The 18,116-nt window shown below is 41.0% G+C and carries 20 protein-coding genes; 5 read left to right on the plus strand and 15 right to left on the minus strand.

What is annotated here, in order from left to right; all coding sequences use genetic code 11:
- Positions 1–51: 51 nt before the first annotated feature.
- The 14 genes from CSV74_RS10230 to CSV74_RS10295 form a co-directional block, all read right to left on the minus strand.
- Positions 52–900, minus strand: a complete 849-nt coding sequence (locus tag CSV74_RS10230) for an ABC transporter permease subunit (RefSeq protein WP_099691565.1) — start codon at positions 898–900, stop codon at positions 52–54.
- Positions 900–1,688, minus strand: coding sequence for a phosphonate ABC transporter, permease protein PhnE (gene phnE, locus CSV74_RS10235; protein WP_099691566.1), 789 nt, complete (start codon positions 1,686–1,688; stop codon positions 900–902). Before phnE ends, CSV74_RS10230 begins: the two co-directional genes overlap by 1 nt.
- Before the next feature lie 13 nt (positions 1,689–1,701).
- The gene (gene phnC / locus CSV74_RS10240) at positions 1,702–2,484 is read right to left on the minus strand and encodes a phosphonate ABC transporter ATP-binding protein (protein WP_099691567.1); all 783 of its coding nucleotides are present in this window, start codon (positions 2,482–2,484) and stop codon (positions 1,702–1,704) included.
- A gap of 77 nt (positions 2,485–2,561) precedes the next feature.
- Complete coding sequence (locus CSV74_RS10245) at positions 2,562–3,605, minus strand: PhnD/SsuA/transferrin family substrate-binding protein (RefSeq protein WP_099691568.1); 1,044 nt, start codon at positions 3,603–3,605, stop codon at positions 2,562–2,564.
- A 113-nt stretch (positions 3,606–3,718) separates the two neighbouring features.
- Positions 3,719–4,516 carry a PHP domain-containing protein gene (locus CSV74_RS10250; protein WP_099691607.1) on the minus strand — a complete coding sequence of 266 codons (798 nt, stop codon included), beginning with the start codon at positions 4,514–4,516 and terminating at the stop codon, positions 3,719–3,721.
- Positions 4,506–5,231, minus strand: a complete 726-nt coding sequence (locus tag CSV74_RS10255; protein ID WP_099691569.1) for a phosphonate C-P lyase system protein PhnL — start codon at positions 5,229–5,231, stop codon at positions 4,506–4,508. The genes CSV74_RS10250 and CSV74_RS10255 overlap by 11 nt, the downstream gene beginning before the upstream one ends.
- A gap of 26 nt (positions 5,232–5,257) precedes the next feature.
- Positions 5,258–6,439 (minus strand): phosphonate metabolism protein PhnM, encoded by a 1,182-nt coding sequence (gene phnM, locus CSV74_RS10260; RefSeq protein ID WP_099691570.1) that lies wholly within the window; start codon positions 6,437–6,439, stop codon positions 5,258–5,260.
- A gap of 14 nt (positions 6,440–6,453) precedes the next feature.
- Positions 6,454–7,293 (minus strand): ATP-binding cassette domain-containing protein, encoded by an 840-nt coding sequence (locus tag CSV74_RS10265; protein WP_099691571.1) that lies wholly within the window; start codon positions 7,291–7,293, stop codon positions 6,454–6,456.
- A complete protein-coding gene (locus CSV74_RS10270; RefSeq protein ID WP_099691572.1) occupies positions 7,286–8,152 on the minus strand; it encodes an alpha-D-ribose 1-methylphosphonate 5-phosphate C-P-lyase PhnJ in 867 nt (288 codons plus the stop codon). The genes CSV74_RS10265 and CSV74_RS10270 overlap by 8 nt, the downstream gene beginning before the upstream one ends.
- On the minus strand, positions 8,142–9,257 hold the full coding sequence (locus tag CSV74_RS10275) for a carbon-phosphorus lyase complex subunit PhnI (protein WP_099691573.1): 1,116 nt from the start codon (positions 9,255–9,257) through the stop codon (positions 8,142–8,144). Before CSV74_RS10275 ends, CSV74_RS10270 begins: the two co-directional genes overlap by 11 nt.
- On the minus strand, positions 9,258–9,854 hold the full coding sequence (gene phnH / locus CSV74_RS10280) for a phosphonate C-P lyase system protein PhnH (protein WP_099691574.1): 597 nt from the start codon (positions 9,852–9,854) through the stop codon (positions 9,258–9,260).
- A gap of 36 nt (positions 9,855–9,890) precedes the next feature.
- On the minus strand, positions 9,891–10,313 hold the full coding sequence (phnG, locus tag CSV74_RS10285; protein ID WP_099691575.1) for a phosphonate C-P lyase system protein PhnG: 423 nt from the start codon (positions 10,311–10,313) through the stop codon (positions 9,891–9,893).
- 137 nt (positions 10,314–10,450) lie between these two features.
- Entirely contained in the window at positions 10,451–11,179 is a 729-nt protein-coding gene (locus CSV74_RS10290) for a GntR family transcriptional regulator (RefSeq protein WP_199170342.1), read from the minus strand.
- A 221-nt stretch (positions 11,180–11,400) separates the two neighbouring features.
- A complete protein-coding gene (locus CSV74_RS10295) occupies positions 11,401–12,297 on the minus strand; it encodes a DMT family transporter (RefSeq protein WP_099691576.1) in 897 nt (298 codons plus the stop codon).
- A gap of 134 nt (positions 12,298–12,431) precedes the next feature.
- Here CSV74_RS10295 and CSV74_RS10300 point away from each other — a divergent pair, with 134 nt between their 5' ends.
- The 4 genes from CSV74_RS10300 (at position 12,432) to CSV74_RS10315 (ending at position 16,456) form a co-directional block, all read left to right on the plus strand.
- A complete protein-coding gene (locus tag CSV74_RS10300) occupies positions 12,432–12,866 on the plus strand; it encodes a hypothetical protein (protein WP_099691577.1) in 435 nt (144 codons plus the stop codon).
- Positions 12,867–13,011: 145 nt separating this feature from the next.
- Complete coding sequence (locus tag CSV74_RS10305) at positions 13,012–13,854, plus strand: YitT family protein (protein ID WP_029054007.1); 843 nt, start codon at positions 13,012–13,014, stop codon at positions 13,852–13,854.
- Positions 13,855–14,236: 382 nt separating this feature from the next.
- On the plus strand, positions 14,237–15,769 hold the full coding sequence (locus CSV74_RS10310; protein WP_029054008.1) for an AbgT family transporter: 1,533 nt from the start codon (positions 14,237–14,239) through the stop codon (positions 15,767–15,769).
- A 117-nt stretch (positions 15,770–15,886) separates the two neighbouring features.
- Positions 15,887–16,456 (plus strand): nitroreductase family protein, encoded by a 570-nt coding sequence (locus CSV74_RS10315; RefSeq protein WP_099691578.1) that lies wholly within the window; start codon positions 15,887–15,889, stop codon positions 16,454–16,456.
- A 102-nt stretch (positions 16,457–16,558) separates the two neighbouring features.
- Here CSV74_RS10315 and CSV74_RS10320 read toward each other — a convergent pair whose 3' ends face one another.
- Positions 16,559–17,506: an NAD(P)H-dependent flavin oxidoreductase gene (locus CSV74_RS10320; RefSeq protein ID WP_099691579.1), complete on the minus strand. Its 948-nt coding sequence runs from the start codon at positions 17,504–17,506 to the stop codon at positions 16,559–16,561.
- A gap of 63 nt (positions 17,507–17,569) precedes the next feature.
- On the opposite strand from CSV74_RS10320, the gene CSV74_RS10325 reads away from it, so the two are divergent.
- A complete protein-coding gene (locus tag CSV74_RS10325) occupies positions 17,570–18,097 on the plus strand; it encodes a gamma carbonic anhydrase family protein (RefSeq protein WP_099691580.1) in 528 nt (175 codons plus the stop codon).
- Positions 18,098–18,116 lie beyond the last annotated feature (19 nt).

An 18,116-nucleotide genomic window follows, 5' to 3' on the forward strand; every position in this document is an offset into this window, starting at 1 on the left:
TATAAATCATTTTAATTACTACTCCTCTTCCATTTACACGGAGCAGCAAGCTCAATTTTTTATACTTGCAGGAAAATAACGGTTTTTCAGCAAAGTGGATATGACCTCCAGTATGATCGCCAATACTAGAATCATATATGTAATTATCCCAACTTCACGCAAATCGAAGTAGAAGCTCGAAGCCATAAACAGCTCGAAACCGATCCCCCCGGCTCCGGCTGCCGCTCCCATTGCAACTGCTACCGCAAAGTTAATTTCAAACCGCAGAAAAGTCCAGGACATAAGATATGTAAATGTCGAAGGAAGTATGGCATGTACTACAATGTGCCACCAACCCGCACCCGTAGCCCTTAACGCCTCGATAATTCCTTTGTCCACTTCCTCAAACGCTTCAGAAAATGCTTTTACTAAATACGCAATAGAATGAAACAGCATGCCTAGCACTGCAGCTTCACTCCCTAATCCAGCCGCAATAGCAAAGATCAAAACCCATAAAACCGTAGGAACTGCACGGATAAAGGCCAAGAAGATGCGAACTATTTTGGTGATCCATTCATTGGTCAAATTAGTCGCTGCAGATAGCGCTAGAAAAAACGAAAGAACGGCTCCTAGAATTGTAGATAAAAAGGCGAGTCCAAGCGTAATACCCACTTGATGGAAGGCTTCTCCCCAACCGAAATGACTGAGGGCAGGTTCTAAAAACATAACCCGTAAATTATAGGCTGTTTCCTTTATAGCTCGTTGAATGTCGAGCCCTGTATAGTCAAAGAACAGGAAAGCTAAGACAGTCAGTACGGTTAGAATGAAGATGGTTAACTGCATGATTAGCTGTACTTCATTGCCCGACTTTATGCTAATACGACCATCACTTCGTCGCTTCATATGTGTTGTCGCTTGCATTAGAGAATCACCTTCCGTACATGGTTTGAAAGTAGTTCAATGAGGATGACAGCTACGACGATACTGACAGTAACTAACGCCACTCCATGATAGTTGAGTGTTTTATAATACAAGTCAAATGTGTAGCCGATTCCTGTTCCTGTCAAGATTCCTACTAACGTAGCATTGCGTATATTTGTTTCAATCATAAACAGTATCCAACTAATCATTTGCGGTAAACACTCGGGAATGACTGCTTTCATAATAATTTGGATATATGTTGCACCTGTTGCTTGTAACGCTTCTACCGCACTTTGGCTGGACTCGTCAATGACCTCAATGAAAGCCCGAGTTAGAAAACCGACCGAACCAACGAATAAAGCGAGATACCCTGTTAAAGAGTTCTGCCCGAACGATAGTAGTAAAATTAATGCCCAGGCTACCACGGGAATATTTCTTGATAGCGATGCTATAAACCTCGCCAAGATACCAAGTAACTTGCTCGTCCCCACCGATTTTGAGCCCATCACTCCCAAGAAAAGTGAAAGAATAGTAGCTGTTGTAGTTGCCGCAATAGACATGAGGATCGTTTCAACTAATTTGTCTAGAATGGTTGGCATACGTTCAAGTGATTCCTCAGTGACTACCAAGTTGGAAAATATCCATATAAAAGCTTCAGGTAACGTCGCGAGTCCATGTAAAATATTAAAGTCGGTGAGCACGGATGACAGATACGTTACTAACGCAAGAAGAAGGACCACTACTATCATCTGTTGGTTTTTCTTGTATCGTATTCTATTTTCATTCACAATAGTTAGCTCCTCATACCGTTGCTAGTTCTCTTACTACTGGCACGGGCTTTGTCTTGGTACCGTAAATGACATCCGTACGTTCCATAGTCAAGCGATGACTCACATCATCAAAGACCACTTGACCTTGCCTGAGCCCTATAATACGATCTGAATAATCACGTGCCACCTCCACTTGATGCAGATTCACGATGCATGTAATCCCAAGTTCCATCGTGATGGACTTCAAATGATCCATGATGATTTTGGAGGCATTCGGATCAAGAGAAGCTATAGGTTCATCGCATAAAACAATTTTAGGTTCTTGGATCAACGCACGTGCAATTCCCACTCGCTGTTGCTGTCCACCACTTAGTTGATCACAGCGCTTATAGGCATGTTCAACAATCCCCAGTTTTTCCAATAAGAAAAATGCTTGCTCTTTTTCTTCCTCAGTAAATCTGCCCATAACTCCCTGCAATGTCGTTTTATATCCAAATCGACCATGCAGAACATTTTCAATGACAGATAATCTTGGCACCAAATTATAATGCTGAAAAACCATACCAATATCCGTTCGTAACTTTCGTAATTCCTTTTTGTTCAACGTCCCTACATCTGCTCCATCAAAGATTACCGCACCTTCATCAATATCAACCATTCGATTGATGCATCGAAGTAAGGTTGACTTTCCCGCGCCTGAAGGACCAATGATCGAAATAAATTCACCAGCATCCACTTCAAAGTTTACATTCTTCAAGACTTTATTTTGATTGTTATATGATTTCCCAAGTTGTTGTACTGTTAATAAAGACATATCTTCTCGCTCCTCTTTTATTCGAATATATATACAATCAAAGCGTACAATTCCATGCACGCTCTGACTGAACTCACCTATTCATTAAAAAGATTTCGGACCGGGGTAAACCAAGCGTCTTCAACTGGCACAAAACGCTCTTCTTCCGTTTTAAAGAATAAGCCTGCTGCATTAGAATCTTTTGGTACGAAAATTTCTTCGTTATCGGCAAACTCATCTGAAGTGAATAGTGTTTGTAATTTATCAAAGTCTTCTTGACCAAGAACATTCGTATTCGCAACAAATGGAGCGTTAAGTACAGGCGTTACTTCCATCAGAGTGAATTCCTTGCCTGCTACACGATTAAATGGTTCCGCTGCATCTTTTTTTACTTTATATACAGATCCCACTTCATTCTCTTCCCCTTCTACTACGTCTACATAGGATTCAACACACGTATCACAAAAAGCCGCCACATCTGTACTGCCATTCAATACATTCACTGCTGAACCTTGATGAGAATTACCGAATAAGACTTGTGAAAATAGAGGGCCACCCTCCATTAGATCTTCGGCATTCAATTCTCCATATTTCTTGTTGTCAGCAAAATGATCGATTATCGTGGAGGAAGGAATGACAAATCCTGAAGTTGAGCTATTTGAAACAAATGAAATGCTTTTCTCCGCTACTGTATCTAAGGAGAATTCACCGTTTACTTTAAAGGTTTCTTGATCCTCTACGTCAACTGCAAGCCAACTATAATATAAGGCGTCGTCCAATGTACCAGAAGGGCCAGTGGAAACTACTAACGGCTTATTTGCTTCATTTCCTTTATTGGCTTGGACATACCCTTGCGCACCCATGTAGGCGAGATCCGCGTTATCATTCACCATAGTTTCAATTGCGATTGCATAATCAGTCGTCAACTTGTGCTCTACCGATTTTCCGGTTGTTTCCTCGATGGCTTTTCCAATTTCATCTCGTGAAGTTTTCATATCATTTCCTGATTCATTGGGATACCAGACAATACTGATGACGTCATCCACTTCTGTTTTTTCCGCTCCCGCTTGGCCACTTGAACACGCAGACAGTAGTAAAGTGGCTGACGCAAGTATTGCGAAGACCGAATTCAATTTCTTCATCAAGTTCACTCCTCTTCAACTAGTTAATCAACTTTATTGAAACATAGAAAGATAACGCAATGTGAGTATTTACAGGATCTTCACAGACTCTTTACACCACTTTGATCCATCCATTAAAAATCGGAAGGACTCACAATATCGCCAATATCAATTTCTTTCCCAAATACACCGTGATAGTCTGTGCCACCTGTCATCAACAGATGATACTGTTCGGCTAGTTCTTCAACTCGTCTACTATCTTCGGCTGTATGATCAAAGTGATTGCGTTCAATACCGTCAAGTCCAGCTTCCACCAATTCAACGATCAAATCATATGAATCCAACTGTCCTGGATGCGCAACTACAGCCAATCCACCGTCAGCTTTAATGGCTTCCACCGCATCGTACACATCGATGTATTCTATATCTCCTGAAGCAACGCCCTGTCCTTTAAATAACTGTTTGTACAATTGTTGATAGGCGACTGAAGTAAAAGGATCTTCTGTCAGCTCTTTCATAATATGTTGTTTGTAAACCGTTCCGGTAAGCTGCACAGATTCAAGGATTCTGTCCTTATCAAGCAAATAACCGGCCTTGATTATTTGTTCTATTTGCCAAAGCGAGTGAGCGTGCCTTCTTTCTAGCAATGGTTGGCAAATCGATTGGATATGTATTGCAGTGGGATCATAGTTGTAGCCAAGCACATGTACTTTTCGTTGCCGCTTGAAGTCATATGCTGATATTTCAACGCCGGGTAGTGCTATGATGCCGAAATCCTCACTTACAGTTCGGATTTCCTCCCAGCCGGCTACCGTATCATGATCGACAAAACTGATATGTGTTAAGCCGGCCTGTGCAGCCTTTTGAAAAACAGTAGAAATAGAATCCGAGCCATCTGAATAGTGACTATGAACATGTAGATCAGCTTTCAGAACCAACACCCACCTTATTGTCCAGCACGATTTTTTTCGCCTTCATGTCGAATACTTTGTCACATAACCCTTCCATGAACTCTATATCATGGAAAATCCCGACGAGCGTTGTCCCATTGTTCTTCAGTTTTTCTATCATTTCACGAACTCTTACTTTTGATTGCTGATCTAAACTAGCAGTCGGCTCATCAAGCAATAATAGTCTAGGTTTTTTTACAGTAGCCATGGCAATGTTCAAGCGTAATTTTTCGCCGCCCGAGAAGGTATTTGGATAACTGTCCCATAGCTTAGGATCCAGTTCGAAATGAGCTAACGTTTTTTCAGTTTCAACATTGGCTGTTATTTCAGATTCCCCCATCTCCAATAACGCATTGGTCACTAGCTGTCGGCAGGTTGTCCTAGGCATAACATTTAAAAATTGAGATACATAACCAATTTCGTATTTACGCAAGTACAGCATTTGTCGATCGCTCACTTGAGATAAATCCACAAGCCCAAAGCGCTTCGAGTCGTATAGGATCTTACCTTCATCCGGTAAATACGTACGATAAATACTTTTTAAGATCGTTGATTTCCCACTTCCACTTTTCCCTACAATGCCAATAAACTCACCCGCTTCTAAGGAAAAATGAATGTTTTCTGTAGCTGGCATGGTTTTGTCTAAATGATGAATAGTGAAACGCTTTCCGAATCCGGCGATTTCCAGTATAGACATCACGATGATGCTCCTCTCCAATTATATTAGTTTGTGCGATAATTAGTTTTTGTGGTCAGCATTCCGTTTACTATTGTTGTCGTCAACATAGGATAGCCATCATCCATTCTCTCAATGATTAGTAGGTCGGCTTTCTTTCCAATTTTAATCGATCCCAATTCGTCATCTATTCGGACTGCCTTCGCCGGATTCAACGTAACCATCATGAACATTTGGTGCAGATCATTTCCATATTGTTCATGTAATGCAAAGACCGCATGCAAGAGACCGGCTGGATAATAGTCACTGCATAAAATATCAATACAGCCATGATCAATTGCTTCTGTTGCAGATAAATTGCCAGAATGAGAACCACCAAGTAAAACATTCGGAGCACCCGCAATCGTATGCAAACCAAGTTCTTTGGCTCTCTTCGCAACTTCCAACGTAATCGGAAATTCACTAATCGTTGTACCAAATGTTTTCACTAATTCTAGCTTCTGTACATTATCATCATCATGAGAGGCAATAGCAATGCCTTTTTCCGTAGCAATCTCTGCAATTTCCTTCATGTTTTCAGTCGTTAGAGACTCTGTAGTTTGTCTTTCAGCGATCAGCACATTGATGTCTGAATCTGATAGATCCCGATATCCTTTCAATGTTTCACGATACACTTCTAAATTTCGATACTGCCCTTGTCCCGGTGTATGGTCCATAAATGAGAGCAAATGAACTTTGTCATCTTCTATATTCTGCACAAGACTCGCCACACCATCCATATTGTCAATCTCAAATCGCGCATGTAAACGATGACGAATCAAGTGTAAATTCCCATGTGTTGAATGGATAGCATCGATCATACGCTGGATATTGTTAGGATGATGCATCGTTTTCTGTGTAAAGACATCTTCCCCATAAAAGGACAGTGAGTGAAACATAGTGGTAATCCCGTGACTGATCAATACTTTTTCAGCCTCTCGCAAACTTATATCGAAATCCATCATGCAAGAAGGTCTTGGCGATGCAATTGTTTCAATATAATCAGAATGAATATCAATAAACCCTGGAGAAATAAGTCCGCCGCCGGCATCAATCCGGTTAGCCTCAGGAAATCTCATTACATCTTCCTGCGGGATGATATCTTGAATGAATTCCCCTTCTACAACAACTGCAAAGCCTTCAAGAATTTCGTTTTCTGTTATGATATTCCCATTGTGGATTACATACATGTCAGCAGTTCCTCCTATAGTAATGAGTACACTAATTGTTGTGTGTACGCATGTTGTGGGTCTTCCAATACTTGATCCGTCAAACCTTCTTCAATTATTTCGCCGTTTAACATAACAATAGTACGGTCCGCCAGCATCCGAATCACTGCCAAATCATGTGACACCACGATCATGCTGATTTGTAGTTCTCTTTGAATTTTTTTGATTAAATCTAGTACATTTGCTTGCACCGACAAATCTAGCCCAGTCGTTACTTCATCCAAAAATAAAATAGGTGGGTTATTCGATAACGCTTTAGCAATTTGCACGCGCTGCTGCATCCCCCCCGAAAACTTTTCGGGTTCTTCTTTCATACGATGCAACGGAATATGAACATTCGTAAGCAATCTCTTCCCTGTTGCCTCCATATCTGACACATTCCGATTTCCAGCCGCAATTAGTTTTTCCGCTATGTTGCCAATCGATGAAAAGTTCATTTTCAGTCCATGAACTGGGTTTTGATATACCATGCCATAATCATGATTTCGAATCATACGCTTTTGCTGAGAAGACAATTCAAAAACATTTTTATTTTCTTTCCCTGGTCGGTTAATGTACGCAGCTCCAGATGTGATGTCGGTATCAAAATACAAGCACTGCATCATCGTCGATTTACCACTTCCACTTTCTCCAACAATCCCTAAAATTTCTCCACGATAAAGATCTAAAGAGACGTCTCGTACGGCAAAGACCGTTCCACAAATTTTGCAGTAATTTTTCTCTACACTATTTCGCTCTTTATCTTGGCATTCTTGACACCCTGTACCATATTGTTTGCATAGATTCTCAACCCGTAAAATCGGTGTTTCATGCATACGTGCTTTCCACCTCGACTTTCTCTTGTTTGTTTAATTGTTCTATACAATAAGCCGAATCGTTGCACTGATAAATCGTTGCACCCTTTTCGTGATCTATGAGTTCATCCAGGAAAACATCTACTGCTCCACACAAATGACAATGAGCTCCTTCAAATGATTCAACAGTAAATGGATAATCTTCAAAAGCTAACGATTTGACGGATGTATAGGGCGGTACAGCATAAATTTTCTTTTCTCTTCCTGCTCCAAGAAGGATCAAGGCTTCAGAATGATCCATTTTCGAATTGTCGAATCGAGGAATTGGACTTGGTGCCATTACATAACGATTGTGAACGGATACGGGATGATCAGCAGTTGTCGCTGTTTTTCCGAACTTCATAATTTGTTCGAACAACATTAGCCAAGCACCACTATAATCATCTTCTGCGTGCATACGTTTTGTCATATATTCCCTTTCTTCAATGGCACGCAACGGCTCTGGTATCGGAACTTGTAAGACAAGAATCTGCTCTTTCGTCAATGAACATTCCGGAATCCGGTGCCTTGATTGAATGATATCCGCTTCTTCTGTACACTCTGTCAGTTGAACGCCCGTTGTATCTTGGACAAGCTTTTTTATACTCACTGCATTGACAGATTCATCGGAGCCTTGGTCAATCACTTTTAGCACATCTGTTTGTCCTATAAGGGAAAGTGTAAGCTGCAATCCACCTGTTCCCCAGCCTCGTGCAATGGGCATTTCCCTAGAAGCAAACGGCACTTGATAGCCTGGAATCGCTACAGCTTTTAGAGTAGCGCGACGAATTTCCTTTTTTGAACCTTCATCGAAAAAAGCAAAATGCGTGTTAGCTTTCATTGACCTGCACCCCTTTCTTCACTTGCCGTATACTGTCTAATTTAGATTGGAATGTCACGTAATGCGGTAGCTTCAAGTGGGAAATAAATCCACTAGATTCCACTGAATCAATGTGAAGCAGTACAAATTCTTCATCATGTGTTGGAAATTCATCATTTAGATGTTCTAGGCACTGATCGAGAATACTCATGGCAATCGTTTTGGTTTCATTTTGTCCATAACAAATTCCATATCCAATCTCAAATTCCAGTTCTTCTTCATTGTTTTCATTTTTCACATGGACGGGCACAAACGATTCTACTTCCGTTACTTGAATGTCTCCGATATAAAACTCTTCGTCCTCTGAACCGTCTTCTTCGTTGGGATGCTTAACGTAAATTGGCAGCGAACCTACGCGCACTTCACCTACAGTCGGATGGACTTCTCCATATCCGCGCAACGAGGCATATGCCAAAGAAGTCAATGCACCTGTTTGTCCACGGGTCAGGACTTGTAATCTCGCACTACGGCTCGCCGGAAACTCCAAGTTTTGTTTTGTAATATCTTCAGGTTCTGTATTGTCCATTTCATATTGTTCAAACAACCCTTCTTTACGAAGGTACTCTACAACTTTCGGATAGCGTTCAACCGTTTCTTCCACTTTCACCTCTCGAAGTTCTTCGGCATAGCTCTGCAGCCAATGCGTATTATCCGCCTTTTTTTCATTGATTAAATTAAAATCTAGAAGACGATGTGTGTAGTCATACGTGGCACCCAGTAATTGACCCCCAGGTATATCTTTAAAGCTCGCAGAAATTCTTCTTTCTACAAACATTGCATCTGTCTCGACTGACTCGCTGTAATACAATCTTGGCAATGTGGATCGGTGAGCTCGCATAAGGAATACTGCTTCTTCCATACTTCCCTCCGCCTGCTTGATGGCCAATGCCGCTAATTGCGGAGAATATAAACTACTTTCCGACATAACTTGATCGACCAAAGCTCTCATCGTCGACAAAATAGTTTCAATTTCCAGAATTGCTTGCCCTTTGAGCCGTTCGAACTTCACTCGTTTGATAGAAGCATCTATCGCCTGAGTACCTCCTTTTACAGGAACATACCCCACTTATCCCACCTCCTTATGTGCAACTGCTGTTGTTCTGGGTACGCAAGCAATTTGTGAAGCTTGATCGATAAAAATCAAGTCGATTCCCATCGGAAATTCGTTCGTCCGCTGATTTCTAGCTTGCCATAACGTCACTGGAAACCCTGTTTGTAAGGACACTTCTGATTGAATGCCCGGACCTTTTAATACGATTTCACCATCATTTTCTAATACAGAACTTTCAATGAGCCAAGTGGAAGATTGCTGTGGATCAATAAGAGATCCGACTTTACACTGTTCCAAAGCGTGTCGTATTTCTTGCTCTTTATCTTCGCGAAGGACTATGACAAAATCCGCTTCATGAATGGATGCATATTTAGCAGAAGTATATTCCGATATCTTTTCTATTAGCTCCTGATGTTCATCAGATACAATATGGAAAGTGACTTCTCCATCCAATAATGCCATTGCAGTTAAAAGTAAAGCTTCACTGCAAGGAATAGAATAATCCATTCGCTTCACCGGTTCAGTAATGGATGAAATTGTTCCCGGCCGTGACATACTATGCAGTAATTTACGATAGACATATTGCAAATCATGTACTTGATCAATCGCCATATTCTCTCTCCTGTCCACTTTGTTTCTAGTAAGTAATTATATTTCCATCGTTTCAAAATTAACTTTTGTACCGATTAACTCTGCCTGTCGTCTTGTTTTCGCTTTCCTGATTTCATCCTCAGCAGCGATCAACTGGGGTTCCCATAGAAACGTTTCCGGCAAATCGGCTTTATACGCTGCATCGATGATTGCCAAATGCTTAGCGAGCTCCTCTTCCATCCCCGTGACAATGCCGATGCCGATGCGATTGGCAATCTCCACTTTTGCTTCCGTAACTAGGACTTCACCCATATAGAATAAGGAATTCTTAGCTGTTTCACGCATTTTGATCATCGTCATTCCATATTGAGGCGCTGTAATTTCACGACATTCATATGATTCCGTGATGGTTTCCGCAAATTTTTTAGCAAGATGACCATTATCTTGAATAAGAATTTCAGTTCTTCTTCTTCTTTTCATATGTGCTCCCTCCTTTTCTATAATTTAATAGTAACTTGTCGCCAAGTTGGTGTGTTTTAAGATACGGTTAGTATATTGTAAACAGTCTTTACAAATGGACATAAAAAAACAAGCAAGGATGAGAGACCCTTGCTTGTTTATGAATTCATCGTAATATCATATTTGAACTTATCACTGCGATATAGCACTTTAGTATATTCAAGCACCTTACCAGTTTTCTGGTCTACACAGTCGCTTTCAACCATAATGAGCGGGACCATACTTTTGCAAGATAACAACTGTTGCTCACCAGCAGTTGGAAATGTGATGCTTAGTAGAGATTTGCGACTGTTAAATTCTCCATAGCCAAGTTTCCGATAATAGGCGAACATCGATTGGATTTTGAAGCAATCTTTTTTAATGCGCGGCATGGTCGTTTCGCTAACAAAAGAATAATGAATAGCTATCGGCTCACCGTCAATCAAACGCAATCTTCCAATTTTGTAGATAGCGTCTGATTTCCTCGCTTCTAATACGTGATACGTATGTTCATCGTAAGGAATTTGTTCACAATTTATCGTGCGCGTTTCTAACTCATACCCTAATGCCTTCATCTTTTCAGTAAAGCTCGTCCCTGCAGTTAGAGACAGCTGAATTTGTATCGCCTGCTCTTTTAGAAACCGTCCTTTGCCTTGTTTGGAATAAATAAAACCCCGTTCTTCCAACTTGGTTAATGCATTTCTTGCAGTCATCCTCGGTACATTGTATTTTTTCGCCAGAATATTTTCAGAAGGTAATCTATGTCCATATGTGAAGGTCTTTGAAACAATTTGTTCCATTAGTTCATCAATAATCACTGTTTCCTTTTCCGCCGAAATGATAGCCATCTCCCTCTAAGAACTGTTATAGAAGACATATTTTCTATTACATTGTACTATACTTCCTATTTTAAAAGACGTAAGACAGTGTCTAAGAATTCAACAGGTTGCATTTCAACTTTACAGTTCGCCGTATGAACCACCTCTGCACGCAGCAAATATTTCACGTAAGCTTTTGATTATTTTATGATACGCGGATTATTAGGATAGTAACTCTTCATCACTCCTTACTATTTGTATCCATCCGCATGAATAGTTTCCTTCTTGTGGTAATTGACAAAACAGATACTGACAACAACAAGTAACAAGCCCACCCACAACGTATGCGTCATCGGCTCACCGACAAACACCGTACTAATGAACACCGAAATAACAGGCACTAAAAAGGTAAAGACCGCCACCTTACTTGCCTCTCCCGCACGAATGAGCGAGTAATAAATGATATAGGCAACCGGAATACCCATTGTTGCACCGAATCCAAGTCCAAAAAGATACATAGGATGCCACTCTATCGCCGACCAGCTCTCTGTAATGGCACTGAGTACAAGCAGCACTACGCCCCCTATAGTAAATTGCATTGCCACCATCCAATATGCATCGACTTCCTCACTTACTTTCTTCACATATGCAACGCCAACTGCCCAAAAGAAAGCTGTCAGCACACCTAATATGACGCCGAGTATGGAAATCTGGGTAGTGAAATGTTCCACACTAACTACAGTTATTCCGATGAACCCAATCAACAGACCCGTTATTTTAGTTGCAGTCATACTTTCTCCCAGCCACATCCAAGCAAATAATCCGAGAAGGACCGGCTGGAAGTATACTAGTACAGAGAATAGCCCACCCGGCAAATAGTGTAGCCCAATCGTATGCAATCCAAAAAACAGAACGGTGTTGAACAAAGCTGAAATACAATATTTGCGCCAATGCTGACGCCATTGCAATCTGTCACGCAGTCTTATCATCAGTAATACAATGAAACAACCACCTAGCAACGCACGCATACCCGAAAATAATAGTGGCGGTGCATACACGATCGATAGTTTATAAATTGGCCAACTAATGCCCCAAATCATGACTAAAACTGCCAACGCGACGGTAGATTTCGTAAATAGCTTGTTCACTCCTCCATCCTTTCTAATTATATTGATCCTTTAAATCTAGTCTATTCTCACAATCTTTTTATTGACTTTAATTCAAGACAAAGGTTTTCTTTTTTGCAAAAGTTCCTTATGATTACTATTGGAGGCGATTTTACGTGAAAAAATTATTTGCAATGATGATAACTGCTGCTATATTAGCGGCTTGTAGCAATGATGAACCGAAGAAACCGATTGAATCAACGGAATCAGTAGAAGAGACAGCTCCGGTAGAACCAGCAAGTGACGAAGTAGAAAATGGTCTAAAAGCAGATACGGTAGAACATGAGTATGCTGCTTTTGCTGATGATCAAGTACCTGTCAATTCCAAAGTGAAGTTTCTTGGAACCGTGACAGCTGTTAATGAAGGAACTCTAACTGTGCAAAACAAAACAGATAAATCCTCGGATGAAATCATTTACGTAAAAGATATCCGACTAGGGGAGCGTACCGATATTTTGGAAGACTTTGATGTTTCCGTTTACGGTACGTATGAGGGGAAAGACGATGAGGATGTGCCTGTTATTAAAGGGATTTTTATTGACGTAGACTGAAAATCTAAAGGAACAACCATAACTAGTTAATTTATATGTTTTGATCGAAGGACCAACAGGTATAGTGCATTTACAGTAGAAACTTCATGGGAAGCACAGAAGCGGCATACTACAGTATGTCGCTATTTCGGAAAGAGGGGATTATATGCAACGAACACTACTTGATTATGCCGCTTTAATCTTAGGGTCATTCATGTTCGCAATTGGGATTAACTACTTTGCGATTCCAAATATGCTATCTGAAGGCGGCGTCATCGGGATTACCATCATTACATACTATTTATTCGAATGGTCACCTGGACTTGTCAGTTTTGTAATCAACTTAGCACTCGTTGCGATCGGGTATAGGTTCTTCAGTAAACGAACGATTATTTATACTGTCATCACCATCATATTCTCATCCATTTTCCTTGAGTTAACGAAGAATTGGGGAGAACAGTTGGGCAGCGATACATTGCTTGCCGCGTTATTTGCCGGTTTATTTGTTGGTGGGGGTCTCGGAATGATCTTTCGTGTTGGCGGCACTTCCGGCGGCGCGACTACTATTGCCCGGATGCTTCAGCAATGGCTTGGCTGGAGTGTTGGGAAAGCGGTGCTAGTTATTGATATTTCCGTCATTTTATTGTCAGCCTTTGTTATCGGTAAAGAAAAAGCAATGTTTACGCTCGTTGCTGTGTATGTGGGTGCAAAAGTGATTGACAAAATAGTAGACGGCGCAGATGATAGAAAAGCCGTGATGATCATTTCGAAACACCAAGAAGATATTCGACATGAATTACTCACGACAATGGGCAGAGGCGTAACGATTCTTGACGGTCGCGGCGGCTATACGCTCGAGAAGCAAGCGATTTTATATATTATTATCAACCAGACAGAAATCGTTCAGTTGCGACGTATTTTAGAGCGGGTAGACGAAGATGCATACGTTACCATCAATAATGTACAAGAAATTTTCAAGCGCGGATTTAAGGAACAACGACCAAAATAAAATTTGCTTCCTAACAGTTCATTTCCATACTATCATGAACTCTCTCCCATACCATTACAGGTAAAGGAGAGAGTTATCTTACTTAATTTTTCATGCTTGAATCAGTGGCGGCGGCATGCAATTTGCTACCGAGAAGCCGTCAGGAAAGAAAATAGTGGATGCTTTGTCACTAGTACACTTCCCTACCCAATACTTGGCGGGCTTTTTCTTGTGTTTTTACACTATTGCACCTCCTCCCAATAGTCGAAACTATCTTCCAATTTAATTATTTCAATAAAGCGTTTCACTCAACCGAGTTCTTCTATATACTTGATAATATCTGAAAAATTCATACCTTTTCGTGATGGATTGAATAGTATTTTTCAAGTGGGAGGAGATTATCATGGATAAACAGAAAAAAGGATTTTTCCAGAAGTTTTTGGATATGATTGAGAAAACCGGTAACCGATTGCCACATCCGGTTACATTATTTGCTGTTTTGGCTTTATTGGTAATCGTCATCTCGGCAGTAGTCTCTTACTTCGGGGTTAGTGCAGAACATCCGGGTAAAGAAGGCGAAATGATTGAAGTAAATAATTTACTGAGTAGTGAAGGTATTCATTACATCATTACGAATATGACCGATAACTTTATCGGTTTCGCTCCGCTTGGTGTCGTGCTGATCACGATGCTTGGTATTGGTGTCGCGGAAGGTTCAGGATTGATCAGTGCTTTACTTCGCGGCTTTGTAATGTCTGTTCCAAAACGAATGATTACGCTTGGATTAGTATTTGCAGGCGTTATGTCGAGTGTAGCTTCTGACGCAGGCTACGTTGTCTTGCCGCCACTTGGTGCGGTATTGTTCGCAGCACTTGGAAGACACCCTCTTGCGGGTCTAGCAGCTGCTTTTGCCGGGGTCTCCGGTGGGTTCAGTGCAAACTTGCTACTTTCGGGTACTGATGCATTACTCGGCGAATTGACGATCATGTCCGCAGCGATCATCAATCCCGAATATGCAGAAGGTATGAATATTGCCATGAACTACTACTTCATCGCATTTTCTGTTATCGTTCTGACATTCGTTGGTGCGTGGGTCACAGAAAAAATCGTAGAACCTCGTCTTGGCGAATATAACGGTGAATTCCGCGAGAAAGTTGAAAAGCTAACTCGTCTTGAAAAGAAAGGCTTGATTTTGGCAGGTGTTTCTGTCGTTATTGCAGGAGCATTGGTTGCGCTTCTTGTTATATTCCCAGGTGCTCCGTTGCGTGGAGATGAAGCAGATATGCCGATTATCAAATCACCATTCATGAAATCGCTCGTGCCGATCATTGCATTTATGTTCTTTGTGCCAGGTCTTGTCTACGGTAGAGTAACGAAATTGATTCGTAATGACAAAGACGTAGCCGCCATGATGTCGACGACGATGTCTGCAATGGGGATGTTTATCGTCCTTTCATTCACAGCAAGTCAGTTCGTCGCATTCTTCTCTGAGTCAAATATGGGCTTAGTGTTAGGTGTTTATGGTGCAAACTTCCTTGACAGTATTAGTTTAACAGGGATTCCTTTGTTACTGATGTTCATTGTCATTGCGGCGTTCATTAACTTGTTCATCGGTAGTGCATCAGCGAAGTGGGCCATGATGGCACCGGTTTTCGTACCGATTATGATGCAACTTGGCTATTCTCCTGAACTGACACAAATGGCGTATCGCGTGGCGGATTCTTCAACTAATATCATTTCACCGCTCATGACTTATTTTGCGATCATCATTGCCTTTGCGCAGAAGTACGATAAGAAGATGGGAATCGGGACGCTCGTTTCCGTTATGTTCCCATACTCCATGTTCTTCTTGCTGTTCTGGAGCGTAACGTTAATTATCTGGATGTTGCTAGGTATCGACCTCGGACCTGGCTCCCCTATTTATTACTTGAAATAAGATGACCAATACCCCGTAAGTGCATTCATTGCTCTTACGGGGTTTTTTATGATAGTATAGTAGTTGATAATGGTTTTCATTTAGAATGATTCTATCTATCAAAAGGAGTTTTTAATTATGGATTATGAAGGAAAGAATGCTGTAGAGAAATCGATCATGGGCAGACGCTCCATCAAGAAGTTTAAAAAAGACCCGGTCGATATAGATGAACTAACAGAATTACTCAACGTCGCAAAATGGGCACCGAATCATAAATTGACCGAGCCGTGGCGCTTTCAGTTATATGTTGATGAAGGCAAAGAAAGATTTATAGAGGCGTTTTTAACGTCCCAAGAAAGAGATGGGAATATACCTGATAAAGCACAGAATAAAGCAGCATATTTCCGCGATATTCCTCTACATTTAGTCGCCATCATGCCGGAGGACTCACGTAAAAAACGTTGGGATGAAGATTATGCTGCAATTTCTGCGATGATCCAGAACTTTCAGCTGGCTGCATGGGAACGCGGTATCGGCATGATCTGGCGCACGAATGACTGGACACATGATCCGATATTTAAAGATGCGATCGGTGTGAAATCAGATGAAAAGATTGTCGGAACACTAATGATCGGCTATCCGAAACATGTACCCAAGCCTGAGGAACGTATGGATATTCGAAACGTACTGACTGTTATCGATGAATGAACTACTATAACGTTTATATGTAAATTCATGTTATAGCTTTAAATATAAAACGCTTGCCCTCAAAATTGAGAGCAAGCTAATTTTATATTAATCAGTATTCGTTCATAGCAAATCTGCAGTGCGCTTGCACGCTTCCTTCGCTTCTTCCATCATACGCTCAATAAGCTCTTGAACGGTTGGAACATCGTTTATTAATCCAGCCACCTGACCGCTATTGATATATCCGTTCTGCATGTCTCCTTCAATAGCACCTAACTTATGCTGTTCTTCAGTTGTTGCTTTATTAAACTCCTCTAGCGTCATTCCTTCTTTTTCACGCTTTTCTAAAGTTGCTACATAATCGTTTGTTAATACTCTCCTTACTCGCCCCACTTTACGGCCAATAATTCTCGTTTCTACGTCTGATGCGTCTACTAGACGTTGCTTATAGCGTTCGTGTGCCTGCATTTCCTGAGTAGCTATAAAGCGCGTGCCCATCTGAACACCTTCGGCACCTAAAACAAGCGCTGCAGCCAAACCTTTTCCATCGCCTACTCCGCCTGCTGCTACGACGGGAATCTGAACATTTGCAGTGATTTGCGGGATCAATGTCATGGTAGTTAATTCAAGCGGTGAGTTAATTCCAGCAGCTTCAAACCCTTCTGCCACTACTATATCTGCTCCAGCCTCTTCCGCTTTCACAGCATGTTTAACAGATGCTATGATCGCTATAACCTTGATTCCATGATCGTGTAAACGTTGAATATATGGTGACGGATTTCCTGCTGATAGTGATATAACCGGTACCTGGTGTTTAATAACTAATTCTATTAACTCTTCGACGTAAGGAGTTACATTAATCGCAATATTTACCGCAAAAGGACGCGAAGTTATAGACTTCAAATCAGTAATTTTACGATCAACCTCTGCTATAGTGGAGGTTCCACAACCAATTGTGCCTAAGCCACCAGCTTCTGAAATAGCCGCCGCCAATTTAGGGCTACTAATATCGCCCATCCCTCCTTGAATGATTGGATATTGGATAGATAATACATTACATAACGAATTCATACAATACACTCCCTTTTATGTTATACTTTATCATATATTTCATTATATTGAAGGAGGAAACTCATGATTATACCTTATAATAAGAAAAGTCCGGTAATTGATGCATCCGCTTTCATTGCCCCAGGTGCTTATCTGATTGGCGATGTGACAGTTGGTGAAGAATCTACAATATGGTTCAACTCTGTACTACGCGCAGACGAGGGTGCGATTGTAATTGGCAAGCGCTGTAGTATACAAGATAATTCTACAATCCATCTATATGAAGATGCACCTGTTGAAATTGAAGACGAAGTAACTGTCGGGCATAATGTGGTATTGCATGGTTGCAAGATTCAAAAACGTTCTATTATTGGTATGGGTTCAACTATTCTCGATCACGCCGATATTGGTGAAGAGTGTATTATTGGTGCAAACACTTTAATTCCTTCTGGAAAGGTCATTCCACCACGTTCATTAGTGATCGGTTCTCCTGGAAAAGTTGTCCGACAATTGAACGACCAAGATCTGGAAATGATTCAGCTGTCTATCGATACGTATGTTCAAAAAGGAAAAGACTTCAACCTTATTTTACAAAATGAACTGAGTTTTTAATATATTGTGCATCAGAAAA

This window comes from Sporosarcina sp. P19 (assembly GCF_002743165.1).
GTDB lineage: Bacteria > Bacillota > Bacilli > Bacillales_A > Planococcaceae > Sporosarcina > Sporosarcina ureae.